We start from the raw sequence: 16,417 nt of genomic DNA on the forward strand, positions 1-16,417 counted from the left end.
GGACGGTGAGGACACCCGGCGCGGACATAAAGGGACTACCGGCGATACGGCGAGTCGTGCCACCGTGCGGCGGGAGTGTCCTGGGCACGGAGGCCGACTCGGAGCACCGAACGGCGGAAACCATCCGAGGCTGGCGGTGCCGGAGGAACGACCGGGAGGTGATGGTGTGCCGGTCGCTCATGGTTGCCGGGAGATTCTCGTGGTGGCGGGCCGGCTGGTACTCACCGGTGAGCTGACGCAGACCGGGCATTCGGCGGCGTTGGCGGCCTCGCTCGCCGCGGTGCGGCCGGTCGACGCGGCCCTGGTCTTCCTGGCGGAGGAGAAGCCCCGTTCGGCGGTCGGCGCGGACTTCCTCCACGGGCAGCCGTTCTCCGACCAGTTGGTGCTGGTGCCGTGGGAGGTCGAGCGCTGGGGAGTCGACGGGCGTCGCCTGGTGGACGACGCGGAAGTGGTGGAGAAGCTCGCGGATCTGTACCGGGTGCAGGTGCAGGTACCGGTCGGGTCGGCGCGCTCGGCGCGGCTGGTGCCGGTGGACCCGCAGGGTCGGGAGACGTCGTGGGACGACGCCGTGGCGGTGCGGAGCCTGCCGTGGTCGCACGTCGCCGCGCGAGAGGCGGTCCGCACGGCGGTCGAGATCGCGTCCGACCGGACCGGACCCCCCTGGACCCGGATCGAGACGTTGGCCGGGTGGTTGGCGGAGTCGCACCAGCGGTTGCGGGTCCCGGTGCCGACGGCGGCCGTCGCGATGGCGTTCCGCCTGGTGCGTCACGGACTGCCGCCGACGGTGGACGAGGCGGCGCTGAGGGGCAAGGTCATGCCGGCGTCGGTGGCCGACGTGCTGTCGGCGACGGGTGGCGAACCGGTGCCCACAGGCGACGTCGACGCGCTGTTCGACGGCCTGTTGCGGGTCCCCGACTCGACGGCGTTGGTGCGTCTGCGGCCCGGTGCGGGCACGGGTGGACTGGGCTGGTTGGTCCCGCGCGATGGGGTGGTGTGGTGGTTCGGTGCGTCGCCTGCGCCCGGTGGCGGCGCGGGGCCGATCGCCGTGCCGGTGGGCGAAGGATGGCTGGCCGCCGCGATTCGTGAACCCGAGACGCGCATGGTGGTGGTCGACGCGGACGGAGGGGCGACCACCCTGGACGCCCTGCTGCGCGACGTGGTCGAGATGCCGGCGCCCGGCGGGGTGGACAGCGTGGTGACGCCGCCGCTGCGGCCCGGGGACCACGTCCTTCCGGCAGCCGGCACCGAGACCGCACCGGCGACGTGGCCGCCGCCCCACACGGTGGGTGTCTTCGCCGACGGCTCGTACGCGGTGGCGAAGCCCCCGCCGGACGGCGTCGACGGAAGGTACGGCTCCACCGGATTCCTGATCTTCGGCCCGGACGGCAGGCCGCGCGGTCGCTACGACATCCACACGTTCGAGGAAAACGACCATGTGGCCATGTCGCAGCTGCACAACCACTCGGACATCCCGGGCGCCCTGGACCTGGCCGCCTTCTACGTCACCGCGCACAGCAGCAAGCCGTACTTCCAGTTGGTCAGCGTCATCAACGCGAAGTTGCAGCAGCTCAGCAGCGACGACTACGGGATGGCGCTGCTGCCGGGATCGAAGGCGGGGTCGCGCGACTACCGGGCCGCACGGGAGACGATCAACCGGATCGCGCGACAGCGGCTGAGCTCCTCGGGCTGGAGCCTGGCACCGGACGGCGGTACCGCTGCGACGCCGCCGTTCGGCCCGGCACGGGATGCCGACGGACGGCTGCGGGCTCCGGCTGCTGCGGAGCCGATCCTGTCGTCGTCCGAGGCGGGCTACTTCTATCGGCTCGCCAAGAGCGTCCGCTGGGAGTCGGCGTCCGATGCGCTCGGGCAGGCCTGGCACCGGGTGCAACGGGCGGGCGGTCTGCGTACGGAGGCGGACAAGGCACGCGAGTTCGTGCAGTACGTCGTCGACACCGGTCAGGAGATCCGACCGGACCTCTTGCTCGACGGCTACCGGGTGTACCGGACCACGGTGAACGGGAAGACCGTCACGGCACGCGCCCGGGTGCTGCCGTCCGGGACGGACGGACGACGGGTGGTGGCGGCACGCCGGCCGATGCCGCTGGACCGGATGTTGGAGCGGTTTGGCGGCGAGGAGATGCTGGCGGACCTGCGTCGCTTCGGCTGGCCGATACGCATCAGCCACGAGAGCCGGTTCGTGGCCTCGTCCGCCGGGGTCGCGACGCCGGAGCTCCACGTCGATCCGTTCGACGACCGGTCCTGGCCGGTGGTGCAGCAGGCGCACCGGGCGCTGCTCGGCACCGCCGACATAGAGGACGTCCACCTGTTCCGGTCCGCCCACCCCGACCTGCGTGAGGCGGTACGCGCTCGGGTCCGTCAGACGTACCCACGGTTGATCGGGCGGTACGGCGTCGAGAGCCAGTGGCAGGCGTGGAAGGGCGTCGCCCGGGTCATCGGTCGACAGACCAGCTCGCCCACACTCGTCGGACGGGACCAACTGAGCCAGCCGTCGCACCTGGGCCACGGCTCGTTCTCCGCCGACGTGTGGAACGTCCATCTCGACCTCGGTCTGTCGCTCGACAGCACCCTGCGGACCCTCGCCCACGAGATGCTCCACGTCGAGCACGCCGCCATGATCGCCTGGTGGCGCGCCGGGCGGAAGGGACCGGAGGTGTACGCGCAGAGCACCACCAGCCCCGAGGTCCAGGAGATCCTCAGGGACGGGCGACCCGCTGACGACGACCCGAGGTATCCGGCCGCCGAACGGATGTGGCACGACAGCCGGAGCCGACCCCGGGGGCAGTGGGTGAACGTCGCCCTCGACGCCGTCGGCGACCTGGTGGGCCGTGCAGAGATGCGACTCGGTTCGGCACGCCGGCTCGACCGGTTCGGCCCACGGGTGTTGCGCCGGATCGAGACCGGCCGCGATCGGGCCCGGCTGGCCGAGGCCAGTGTGCATTCCGTGTACCGGAACGATCCGACCGAGGCCCAGGCGTTCCGTCTGGAGTTGACTCTCGCCGCCGACGGTTCGGTGCGGGACTGGCACGTCGAGATCGACGGGTTGGTGGCCGTACTCGCGGAGTTGGGGGCTCTGAGCCTCGGCCCGGCGGGCGTCTTCCTGCCGAGGACACCGACGGCGTCACCGCCGCAGCGGCTGCCTCATCCGGATCGGCCGCTGGTGGTCGTCGAGGTCGGGGACGTGGCAGACGCGCGTCGACGGCTCACCGACCTGCGGACGGTGCTTCCGACCGGCGCACTCGTGGAGTTGCTGCCCGCCGCTCGACTCTCGGCGGCCGACGTCGTCTTGTTGGCCGAGGTGCTGGGCGACGAGCATGTCCTGGCGGTCGGTCGGGACCTGGTGGATCCCGCCGCCGGTCAGCTTGTCGCACACACCCGGGCACACCAACCGACCATCACGCCGTTCGCCGCCTACTACACCGGCCATGCCTTCCCACAACGGGACATTCCTGTCGGTGACATGTTCACCCTCAGCGCCCGCGACGACGGCAGATTCGAGATGCTGCCGGGCTGGCACGTCGTCACGGTCGGCGACCGGGTGTGGATCGGCTCTGCGGACGCCTCACCACGGATCGCCGACGACGACCCGCGCGTGGTGATCGGCACCCCTGACCGCCCCGTCCCGTGGACGGTCTGGCAGTACGGCATGTGGGTCGCCCGGGCGCTGGCCAGCCACACCGGGGCCGTCGCCGACGCGGACTTCGTCCGGGTGCACCGACCCGAGCCTCCGGTGTCGCCGCGACCGTGGCCGTCGAACGCGTCGCTGCACGCGGAGACCGCGCACGACCGGCGGCTACTCGACCTGGCGTTCGGTGCGCAGTGGCAGGGGGCCCTGCCCACGTCGGGGAGCGTCCCGGCGCGAGTCGGTCACTACCTGCTGGACGCGTTGCTGGACCAGGCCGGTGCCGATCCGGCCGAGCGGGACCCGGCAGCGCTGATGGCCCATCTCGACCGGTACGCCGAGCGGTTGCGCCTGCCACGTACGACGGCGAGCCCGATGGCAGCCCGGCGGGAGTTGCTCCGGCGACTGTGGCGCGACGAAGGCATGTACTACCGGATCCTTGCCGAGTTCGACCCGCAAGCACCGCCGGGCAGCACCGCCGCACACCCGGACGACCGTCTGGAACTCGACGCCAGTCCGCCCGAACCCGCCGAGGAACCCGTCGCGGTCGGCCCGCGGCCACCCGCCGTGCTGGTGCCGGGCCGGTTCCCACTGCTCGTCGACGAGGTGGTGTTCGTCTCGGAGCCAGACGCCGAGGACGCCGCCGACGAAGCGCCGTCGGACCCGATGGACATCGACACGTCGTCCGAGGCCGACGAGACCGGTTCGGACGCGATGGCCGTCGATGCGCGGTCCGAAGCCGACGACGCACCGAGCGAGCGTGTCGAGGGGCTGGCGGCGAGCCTGGTGCGGGATCACGCGCCGCATCTGCTGAACGCCCGCTGGGAGGCGACGGCCTTCGATACTGCGGTCACCAACCAGCGGGTCGTGCTGCGTGACCTGTTGAGCGGCGAGCAACTGACGAGATGGCGTACCTCCGGCCTGTTCGACAGCGGTGTGGTGCTGCGCCCGGCGCGCGGGAGCAGACCGGACGACCAGGGGGTCCGGCTTGTGGTGCGCGCGGACCCGGCCGACGCCTACCAGCACGTGGACACGGCGGAGTCCGCGCAGTGGTATGCCGCACCGTTCCTGGTGACGGTGCGATGGGAGCACTCCGGGCATCCGCCGACGGTTGACCTGCCGGTGGTCCGCGCGGCGCTGGTGCAGTTGCGGGCGTTGGTGTCGGACGAGGTGTTGTCCGGGCCGCAGTCGCGGGTGGCGCGGCGCGGGGCCGAACTCGTCGGCGTGGATGAGAAGTTGGCCGCGACGGTGGACCGACTCAATCCCGCAGTGCTGGATCTTCCACCGGAGACGCTGCGGCGGGGCCTGGCGCGAGTGGCTGCCATCGATCCAGTGTCGGTACGGACGCTGCACGACGCCGTCGTCGCGGAGGTCGAGGTGGGCCGCTGGCGAACGGCTGGACGGCAGTTGACGCAGGCCGACACGGTGCACCAGGTGTTGTCCGGGCCCGGGTTGTCCGGATTGCTCGGCGTCGCCCTACGCCCCCAGGGCACAGCGGCGGGTCCGCTCAGGATCCGGATGGCGATGGTCGACGCGCTGCCCCTGGGCACGCTCAACAGAGACGACGTGGTCTCCCAACGGGTCCGGGTCGGGCTACTGGTGCAGGTGGAGCCGGCAGAGAATCGCGGTTTGCCGGAGCTCGTCTTCCGGCTCGACGGCGCACTGGAGCTGGCGCTGGACCCGCCCACCGCAGAAAGGTTCAGGCAGGAGACGCCACCCCCGGCGTACCAACTGGTGTGGGAGCCGGACGAGCCGGTGTCGGAGGCGTCCCCGACGGTGCCGGCGGTCACCCCGACGGCGGGTCGGCAGCCGCAGACCGACGACCTCTTCCACGGCGACGAGTGGACCCGACTGGTCAGCGACCTGGGTGTGACGGGCCCGGACGAGGCCAGGACCCGGCAGTGGGTACGTCTGATCGAGAGCGTGCCGGACCCGGACGAGGTCACCGACCTCACGGTCGAGGCGATCTCGGCGGGGCACGGGCCACTTCCGACCGACGCGGCCGAGCGGGCTGCGGCGGATCTCGTGGAGCCGGTCCGACGGGCGTGGTACGCGGTCGCCCAGGATCTCGGTCTGCCGCCGGGCGCCCTACGGATCCTCGGTGCGGAACTGGTCACCGTGGTGCGGACGCGTGCCACCGGCACCAGGGTGGCTACGGCGGACGTGCTGCTGACCGGGCTGCGCGAGCGGTTGGGGCCGTTCGGGGTGTCGACCGATGTCGAGGTGGTGTATCTGGCCGAGCTGAGCGCCCGGCTCGGACTGGGCCCGGATGATCTTGCATCGTTCCGCTGGCTGAGTGAGCGGGGGGTGCCGCTGGAACTGGTGCACACTCTTCCGGACAGGTTGGCCGGACGGTCCGTGGCCTGGGCCGCCGAGCAGGCCCACCGGAGCGACGACGTCGACGGTGTGGCGGCGGACCTGGGTCTGTTCCTCGGCTCGGTCGGGCCGGACGAGTCCGCGCGAAAGGTGCGGAGCACGTTGCGATTGCTGGCGCTCACCGCGCTGGCCGGGCAGCTCGGCCTCGGGCCGAGCACCGCATCGGGCACCGAGGGCGAGCACCCGACGGCGGCGCCGGGCGTCCCTCCTGTCGACGGAGCGGAGGAGCCGCCGGGCGGGCGGCCGTCCGATCGACTGGAGACGACCGGCAAGATCGATCTCGCCGGCCTGTTGGCCATCCGAGAAGTGATCCGGACCGCGGCGCGGGTGGTCGGCATGAGGGCGGACCGTGTGCAGCCCGCTGAGGTCGGGACGCTGGTCGAGCGGGTGGTGGATCAGGTCCGACTCACCGCCGAAGAACTCGGGTTCAAGTCGCTGCAACACGTCACGCGGTACGCGGAGTTGAGCGGCGGGCTCGGGTTCCCGGTCACCGAGTTGAGCGACCTCCTGCCGTCCGGCCACCTGCCCTCGCTGGTATACCAGATGGTCGGCAACGTGCCGGCGCCTCAGATCACGCGGTTCCTGGACGAGGTGGCTCCCGCCCGGCCGATTCGGCAATCGGCCGATCTGGAACCTGCGCCGATGCCGTCGACGAGGGTGAGCGTGCGGGAGGCCGCCGGCTGGGCCGACCGGTGGGAGGTGCCCGAGGAGCAGGTACGGGCGGTGGCCGCGCTCCCCTTGGTCGACCTGCCGCGGGTGGCCCGGATGATCGACAAACTGCACCTGCCGAAGGAGCAGATCGCGCGACTGCTCGACGTGATCGCGACGACCGGCCAAGTGCCGGACCGGCTGGACTGGTTCGCCTATCGGGCCGGGGTCGAGCCGGAGGTCGCGCTGGAGCTGTCCTGGCGGTTGTCCGTGAACATCCTGGATCTCCTGCCGATGCGGTCGATTCTGCACCGACTGGCGGTACACGCGCCCGAGCGGTCGGACGACCGACTGACCGTCGAACACCTGGTTCGCCTGCTCTCGCAGGGGCCGAACGGTGAGCCGGTGCCACCTCCGGCGTGGACCTTCTGGGTCGGGGCACGCCTGCCCACCGGGTCAGGGGCCGACGGGCTGACCCCGAACGAGTTGCACGACCTGATGTTCAGCAGGTTCCGGGTGGGCCACGCCAGCGTCACGGAGTATCACCAGCGTCTGATGGGCCTGGACTGGATCGGGCTGCTGGAGCAGGCGATGGACGACTCGGCGCGCCGGTTCGACGAGGACGAGCCTCCTCCGGTCCGCCCGCAGCTAGCGGCGACACGTGATGCGGACCTGTGGCTCGCCCAGTGGCTCGCCGAACAGGTGGGCATTCCGCGCCACGAGGTCGAGAGCGACCTGATCGACCGTCCGTGGCTGGACCATGTCGCCGTACTCGACGCCGCCCGTGATCTGGCGGTGCCGGTGCCGACGGCCCTGGCCTACGCCCGCCGGTGGGGCGGGCTGAAGGCCGCCGACGTCCCGCCGCTGCCACCGGACGCACATCCCGACACCGCGACGTGGCTGTTCGGCATGGCCGCACGGTGGGACGTGCCGCTGGTCCAGCTCGGGCCGATCGCGGCGGCGTTGCCACGCCACCAGGAGCCACCCACGGATATCCCGGCGCTCGCCGACCACGTGCTACGACGACTGTGGCCCGACACCGTCAGCTTCGGTGAGACGGACACGTTCTGGGCCGCGCAGGTGCCGCTGGCGTTCCTCACCGACTGGCGACTGGCCCCGACCGACTGGCCGGGTGATCAGGTCGATCTCGGGTGGTGGCTGACCAGTGTGCTGGGTCTGCCGTCCGCGACGAACACCAGCAGACCAGGCTCAGCGATGGACGTCGACTCGGACGCCGGCAGGGGCAGCGAGTCGGATGTCGAGATGGCGGACGAGTCGGATGACGAGACGTCCAGTGTGTCGCATGTCGATCCGATCGAGAGCCTCGTCGAGCACCTGTGGGATGACCTGCCCGATCACCACCGTGTGCAGTACCTGACGACCCTGTCAGAGATGGCCGACCATCTCGGCCTCGACCTGCACCGGCGATACGAGTTGTCCGCAGCGCTACGGGTCAGCGTCTGGTGGGTCACCGGTTTCAGCGTCCGGATCGGGCAGGTGCCCGACGTCGAACACCACGCGTCACGGCTGGGCGTCCCCTCGGACAAACTGTTCGCGCTGGCCTCCGTACTAGGTGTCGATCCGGCAGTCCTCGGCCCAGAGGACGACCTCACACGGCTCAACGACGCCGACGAAGCCGGTGTGATGAGGTTCGCCGTGGTGGGCGCGGTCGCCGACTCGATCCGGAGCCGCCCGGACTGGCAGTCGCGGCAATTGACTGACACGCCCACCGACCACCTCTACGACATCGTGTTCAACCAGGGGAAAGTGCCACCGAGGCTTGTCCATCAACTCAACGACGACGGCAGTTGGCTCGGTCTCCGCGGTCTGTTGGAAGGCGCCGCGAGGGCGGACGTCCCGGCCGAGTCGCTGGCGGTGTACGCCAACCTGAGTCGACCACCGAAGGGGGCCGGTGGCGGCGCAGCCGGGCCGAGCCAGGTGACCGAGGCGTATCAGAGGCGGCAGCGGTCCGACGAGGAAACGTACGGACTCGACACGTCGGACCTGTGGCCGGTGTGGAACCACGACGGCTCGGCGACCCTGACCCGAGGCGACGTCGCCGAGGTCAGCGCCGCAGCCCTGCGATACGCCGAGCCGTATGAGCGCGCCGAGGTGTTCCGCCGGATCACCGCCCATGCCGGTCGGCAGGAAGCCCCGCAGAACGTCGCCGGTCTGATCCGGGCGATGGGCGCGGCTGCGGGACCCGACTCCGCACCGCACGAATGGTTGAGCCCGCTGCTCCGGGACGCACCCGTGCCGGACGGCATGTCGATCAGTCTCCTGTCGTCACTCAGCGACGATTCCCAGCAGGCGGAGAGGGCGTTCGCCAACCTCTCGGACATAGCCGGTGTGCGTGTCGGGCGCCCCACGGACGGCCGGTACTCGTTGGTGTTCACGTTCGGCTCGGGGTGGGGCGGTTGGGCCGGTCTCGCGGACGTGCTCGACACGCTCAGAGACCTGAGTTTCACGATCAACGAGGCAACGGTCGAGGTCAGGACGGGGTACGGCGCGGACGCCGCCGCCTACCTCCGGCTGGCCCACCTCTACTACGCACATCTCAACGCGTTGAGCCAGATCGGCCTCGCGAACAGGAAGGACCCACCGCCGCAGTACGGCTATTCGAGCTTCGCCGGGTTCCTCCGGGCCCACCGCGAGGCCAGTGGTCTTTCCGTCAGGGTGGCCTGGAGATCCGAGGATGTCGTCCGGCTTCGACTGGATGCCCGAAAGGAACTCCTGTTGCCCGGCATACCCCAGGCCGGCCTCCGGATCATCGCGGAGATGGTGGAGCTGGCCCGCCGGCCGTTCCCCGACCCGCAATGGTGGGACTGGACGTTCCGGCCACCCGGCGATCACGCGGACGACGCCTTCGAACTGGGCCTCGACGGGTGGCGGCTGGTGGGTTTGCTCGCCGACGAGTCGACCCGCGCCCAGGCTGCCGCGCTGTTGACGATCTTCCGTCCGGAGCGGAAGGCCTCGGATCACCCGATGGCGCGGGGTTTGGGTCCGGTCCGGGACGATCCGACGATCCCGGAGACGCTGCCGCAGACGCACGAGGTGCCCGACGCCGGCCTGCTGGCCGAGATCCTGCCCGCCGGCCGGTCGACGGCGGGGCTGGCTGCCGCCGCCGAGGTCACGTCCCGGTTGACCGATCCGGAACTGGGGATGTCCTATCGGGCTGCGGTGGTGCGGGCGGCCGGTGGCCGTCACGTGTTCGTACCCGGCCGGGTGCCGGGAGATCAACCCGTCTCGGATGTGCTCCGACAGTTGATCAGCGGGCAGCTCGGGTTGCCGGACGAGGCGATACGGGCGGCGTATCGTGCGGTGTGGCAGACGCCCGACACCGCAGCTCTGCGGGATCTCCTGGACCGGGATGGTTGGGACGTACTGATCCTCGACCCGACCACCGTCGATGCGCGCCTGAATCGGCCCCGGGTGTGGCGCGACACGCTGCCGGCGACGTTCGAGGCGAACGCCTCGGACAGACGCGGGAGGTGGCCCGATCCGTCGCAGACCGTGGACTGGCTCCGGCATCGGATCGGCGCCGGACGACCACCGGTGCCGTACTTCCTGGCGAACGCGTGGGGCCGCCTGGGCGATCCCGGGTCCGGCCGGACGTTCGCTCTCACCATCGACGGCATGTGGAGTGACGACGTACCAGGTGAGCCGTGGACGTGGGTGGCCGCCGAGGACCGTCGGGACCCGTTCGCCGACGCGCTGGCCGCCGCACAGTCTGCGCTGGACACGGCACAGCCCGCGACCATTCCGGATAGCCGCAGGTCCCGGCTGAGGATCGAGCCGGACCCGGAAGAAGTCGACCAGTTCGTCATCCACGCCGAGGAACTCGTGGACAGCCCACCGGTGTGGCGCGCACTCGGCGCCGTAATCGAGGCCATGCGACGGTACGGCGTGTTCGTCCAGCGGATGGCGATCACGGCGGACCAGGCGCCGCTGCCGACCACGAGGACCGGGCAGTCGGTCGACCGTACGGCGGCGCTGGACCGTCTCGTTCGTGCCCACGAGGACGCGCTGACCCGGCTGTTCGGTTCACCGGAACTGCCGTGGCTGAATCCCGTCGTCCCGCCGGAGGTGGGCGCGGCCGGATCGAGACCCCACGCGGTCGAGGTCGGCCTCACCTATCCCGGCATCCTCGCGACCGGCCTGGGCGGATTGCAGGGCGGGGTACTCGTGGTGTTGGCGCTCCTGGCCGCCACGGCACGCGCCTCCGTGGCCGCCTCGGATCTGCCCGACTCCGGTGCTGATCCGGTCGGCACGAATTTCGCCACGACCAGGTCTGAGCCGCAGCAGGTGGCCGGGTGGTTCCTCGACCCGTCGGGGGGACCGCAGATAACGGCATTGCTGGCCGCCCTGGGGTTGGACCAGGCCGGACGCGCACAGGTCGCCGCCCTGTTCCACCTCAACTCGTGGTATCCGCCGCCGGACTCTCCGCCCGCTAGGGTGCGGGGTATGGGCGACCGTGCCGTGTGGCCGGTCTCCACCAGATCGGAGCATCCCGCCGCGTTCGTCGCCGCAGTCGCCGGGACGACCCCGGAAATGGCAGCTCGAGACGCCGTCACCAGCCTTGAGACGCTCCGCCTTCCGCTGGACTATCTGCGGGGTGTCCAGCGGCGAGCTGATGCGTACCTGCGCTCGGCCCCACCGGTCGCCAATACGGACACCGCGTTGACGCTGCGAGAGGCCAGCGTGGCGGGGCTCTGGGAGGAGCTGGGGCGCAGCGGCGCGACGATCGGCGCCTGGCACGAACGGTTCCAGCGTGAGCAGGTCGGGCTGGGCGATCTGGCCGAAGACGGCGGGTCTCCGCCCGGCCCGATCCCGAGCCTCGCGGCAGAGGTCCGAAGTCTCCTGGACACCGTTCCCACAAGCGGTGCCACCGACGAGGACATGGCCGTGCTGGGTTCGGTGGCCTCCTGGCTGACCTCGCCGACAAGACCCAGGATGGATGTGACGGGCGAACGCGAGGTCGAGCTGCTGCGTCACGAGATCGCGGACCGGCTGCACGCGGGTACGCCCGCACCTCTCCTCGCCGCTGCGACCTCGGCCGGGGAAAGGCAGTGGGCCCACCGGGGGTTGCTGGGTGCGGTCCTCGACGCCGCGGCGTGGCAGGGTTTCCCCCTGCCGCCCGAGATCCACACCCCCCGCCATCTGCGGGACTTCGTGACATCGCTCGTGGCGGCCGAGCCGGCACGGTTCGCCGACGTGGGCGGTGGGCGGGGCGCCCTGCTGGCCGAGGAGTTGCCGTTCAGCACGTTGGCCGCGCTCCTGGCCGGTTTCCGCACTCCCGAGCCGACGCCGGAGCAACTCGACCGGTGGCAGGCCGAGGCATCGGCTGCGGTACGACGTCGGCTGCCCGACGCGGACGGCCACACCATCCGGGAGGCGGTGCTGGCCGCACGCGGAGCACGGGTACGAGAACACCGACGTAGCCAGTGGCGGGCGGAGTTCGCCCGACGGGTCGAACGGCCGACTCCCCGGTTCAAAGCACAGCTCATGCGGGCACTGACCGCTCTGGATCCGCACCGCGTACGGCTGGTGCACCTTCTCGTCGACGCCACCGCGACCAGCACGCGTCATCTGCAGGAGGGCTTGGCACAGGTCGACCTGCACGCGACGGCGCTGGGCCGACACCTCCCCGAGGCCATCGCCAGAGCACTGGACGTCAACATCGTCGTGCACAGCGACCAGAGCTCGACCGTGCAGACGTACCCCGGCCCCCGTCCGGTGCTGCACCTCTCCCGCGTCGATCGCGGCTCGGCCGAGGTGTTCGACAGGTACCAGCCATACCCGTCCGCAGTCAGCGCGGGGCCGGCCCCCTCGTCGACGGGGCGTCTCGCCGACACCATGGACCCGCGACTGTGGCGCTTCGCCCTGGACTGGGTGCGCGAACGCTACTCGCTCCTCGACGGTAGTCGAGGCTGGAACGAGCAGCGGATAGCGTGGTACCGGCTGGTGGAACTGCTTGCTCAGTGGATCGACGTGCCGATGATGGCGACGTTCATCGCTACCGGCGAAGACCGGGCTCAGGCCACTTTCGACCCGATGCCGTGGAGGATGGATCTCACCGTCAGATCGGTCGATGAAACCCTCGTCGAACTGTTGCCAGAACTGCTCGTGGCAGAGGTGGTCACGATGCAGGCTCAGGCAGAAATCCACAAGTCGCAGATGTCGCGGCACACGGCGAACGAGAACGCCGTGGAACACATGTGGAACACCCGCAACCCGGGCGACGAACGGCATTCGGAGTGGCTCCGATACTACCACCAGGCGCGGTTGCAGCGGGACGACGTCAAGCGCGCGGCAGATCTGCTCTGGGAGGCAGTACGGCGCCGTGGGATGATTCGACGAATCAGCAGACTGCCCCGGCTACAACGCCGACTCATGCGGGGCCGGGAGGCTGCGCGATGGCAGTACGCCAACGCGCTGACCATAACCGAGTACGGCGATTCGGTAGCCCAGGCGCAGTTCGAACTTCAGCAGCAGCTCCGGAAGGCCGGTTCGACGCGAGACTGGCGAATGACACCGCACACGCAGATGCGGGAGATCGACGGCTTCGAATCGATTGACCTGGGGCCGGCAGGAACGTTCCTACGCCCGGCAGGTTCGCACACCGCACCGCCCACGCGGATGTCGAGCGGGAGGCACCGGCTCGTCGTGGTGGAGGTCGGCGACGCGATCAGGGCACCCCACGTGTTGAGGCAGATCCTTGACGATCTGCCCGACACGACACTCATAGAGCTGATGATCTCTGGTCAGGTGAGCGCACCGCAGGCCGTTGAGCTCGCCCGACTGGTCGGGGAGGGCCGAAGGCTAATGCTGGCCTCGAATCTGGTGGACGTTTCCGGTGACCTCTCCGAACACTTCGATGCCTACTCACACTCGCTCATGCCGACCTTCGGCCCGTTTGCGGCGTACTACGCCGTCAATCCCAACCCACGCAATCATGTGGTCGAGATCGCAGGCCTTGGTCTGCCATACATCAGCGACGGCAGGTACCAATTCCTGGCCGGATGGGACGTCGTCACAGTCGAGGATCGCCTCTGGATCCGACCGACCGACCACCGGGGGGAGCTGTCCTATTCCGGTGGCGCTCGGATCGTCATCGGTGCACCAGGACAACCGATACCATGGATCGTGGAGCAGTTCGGCCGGAGGATCGCATCGACCGTCACCATCGGTGCCGATCTCGCACTCCAGGGTTTCGTCCATACACTCGGACGGACCGATCCGATGCCGCCGAGGCCACCACGCCTCAACCGGAGTGTCATAAATCCCGTTAACGACCAGGACCGGCGGTTTCATCAGCAGGCGTTCGGCCGCGGCCACCCGAGTAACGAATTCGTCGTGCCGGTGGGCACCGGTCCCGAAGCCCCCCAGGAGACCCTGGCCCTTGGCCATGTGGTCGACATCCTGTTGGACCTCGCCGGGGCCGATCCCGACGAAAGCGACATCCAGGTTCTGCTCGGTCGGTTGGACCAGTTGGCAGAGCAGCAGGGCATCGTGCGGGACGACACGACGCCGAACGGCGCGCAACGCGCACGGTATGCGTTGCTGAAGTGGGCGCGGGACAGGCTCAGCGAGGCAGGCGTCGCCGGGTTGCTGGCCGCGATCCCCTCACCACCTGACGTCGTGGAGCTCACCGCCAGCCCTCCCGAACCGGCCGAGGCGCCGGTCGTGGTGCGAGCACCCGACCCCGACCCGGCAGAGGCCGGACACCCCGTGACCGACGACGACGGTCAACCGGGTCTTACCGGAACCGCGCAGACCCGGCAGCCGGCGCTGTTGCCGGTCCAGGCCGGGGTGTACCTGCCACCGGTCGACCACGACATCGCTCGCCCGTCCGTGATCGACGGCATGCCCCGTTACCAGAGCTACGTCTCGGCCTTCGCGACCCTGGACCCCGCCACGACAGAACTGGTCGCCGGCACCCGCCGATTCGGACCGGAAAGGTTCCACCAGGAACTCACCGCCGCAGGCGTACCGGTCGACGCGAAACTGTCGCTGACCCTCTCCCCGTCGGCGGCCACGGGTCATCCCGAGCCCGACCGCCGCGCGGCACAGCGATTCGCAGACGAGCTGTGGTCGATTCGCGGCACAGCGGGAATCTTCAGCATGGCCGAGACGCCGGGGCCGACCACCGCCCTGCCCGCCCTGCCGGAGGTGCTGACCGGATGGCTCGGGCAGGCAGACTGGTCGGACGCCCAGCACTACCTGCACCAGCACATCACCGAGTTGTCGCAGCGGGACAGCATCGAGGCGATGCACGCCCTCACTCGACTCGATCCGGACAACCGGGTGGCGGCCCCCTACCGCGCCGCCCTCGACCTGGTGGACCTAGCGGGAGGCGTCGCCGGACCGATGGCGGCTGCCGACGGTGCGCAACCATGGCTCGTGCCGCCGGGGCCGGTGCCGACGGCGTTCGCCTTCGACTACCTGCAGGCGAGACCCGACCGGCAGGCCCGGAAACCGTGGAACGACCAACTCCTCCAGATGATGTACGAACGAGCGGCGTTCCGGGAACTGGCAGTGATGCTGGCGTGGGGCGTCGTGGAACGCGCGGATAGCCCGACGCAGGGCCGGCGCGTCGGTCTCGACTACGGACAGGGCAACGCGATGGCCTTCACCGCCGTCCACCACGTGCTCAGAATGTCGGTCACGAGGGCAGGCACCCCCGGGCCGACCGGAAGCTGGCCAGAGATCGATGCGGTGGACGCATGCGTACTCGACCCGTTCGACAAGTCGTTCTGGATTCCCCGGATGGACGAGCTACGTCGTCAGGTGCGCAGCTCCGGCATTCCCGGCCACCCTGAGCGCAGCGGGAGCCCGGCGCCCGAGCACGCAGGACTGCTGAAACTGCTGATCGAAAGGCTGGTGAGCTGCTAGCCGGCGACGCCCCAAGCCACCGACACAGAAGCGTGTCCGCAGCTGAGATGGCGTTTAGGCTGATCTTCGAGGTGCCCCCGGCAGGATTCGAACCTGCGACACACGGTTTAGGAAGGCGACTGAGGTAAGCCATCCACTGTGGCCGTCACCTGCGCGTCCGGGAGCCTTGTCGCAGCGATCCAAGATCATTGCAGGCGCTCTGCACAGCGCTGCGGGCGCCCGAGGACGGCCGGAGGCCGCCCCCCAGGGCGAGCCGCAAGCGCACTACCCCTGCCTTGCAAAGATTGAGACTCCTGTCGGCTGATGTCGGTGACCGTCGTTGGCCTGCTCGCCGTGTCGCCTGAAGTCGACCTCGGACCGTGGCCGTCGGTCGGCTTGGCTGTATGCATGGCTGTACAGCCGAGACCTCCTCGTCCCGAACGCTGAACCGGAGCATCGTTGGATGTCGTCGTTCACTGTCGTGCTTAGCCGGGTAAGCCTTCTCCGCTGCTCTGTGCCGTCTTTTACTGCCGGTTGCCAGGAGTTCCGATGTCTCCTTGCTGCCTCCAGCGAAGCCACCTGAGTCGGAGAGCCCGGCTCTCCCGCTTTACCGACTAAGTGGCAAGCGCTCCGCATGGCAGCGTTTGGGACTTGACAGCAACGCAGCGGCTGTGGATAACTTGACCTCGTCGCGCCCACTGTTGGCGAGGCACTGCTCATCCGGAACCGTCTGGGTGGCCCTCCGGGGCCTCGAAGACAGCCAGGCCGAGCGGCCAGATGCCGTGATCCTGACTGGTCGACGTGTGTCGTGCCCAAGTGAACGGTGAGACGCAGCGCGGACCGTAGCACGATCCCCCGCGTCCCGGAGTTGAGCCGGGC

The 16,417-nt window shown here is 70.0% G+C and carries 1 protein-coding gene; it reads left to right on the forward strand.

All coding sequences use genetic code 11. The features are described 5' to 3' along the window. Nucleotides 1–166: 166 nt before the first annotated feature. The gene (locus ACIBO1_RS02865) at nt 167–15,559 is read left to right on the forward strand and encodes a hypothetical protein (RefSeq protein ID WP_396740949.1); all 15,393 of its coding nucleotides are present in this window, start codon (nt 167–169) and stop codon (nt 15,557–15,559) included. The last annotated feature ends 858 nt before the right edge of the window (nt 15,560–16,417 follow it).

It is taken from the genome of Micromonospora sp. NPDC049903, from assembly GCF_044460945.1.
GTDB lineage: Bacteria > Actinomycetota > Actinomycetes > Mycobacteriales > Micromonosporaceae > Micromonospora.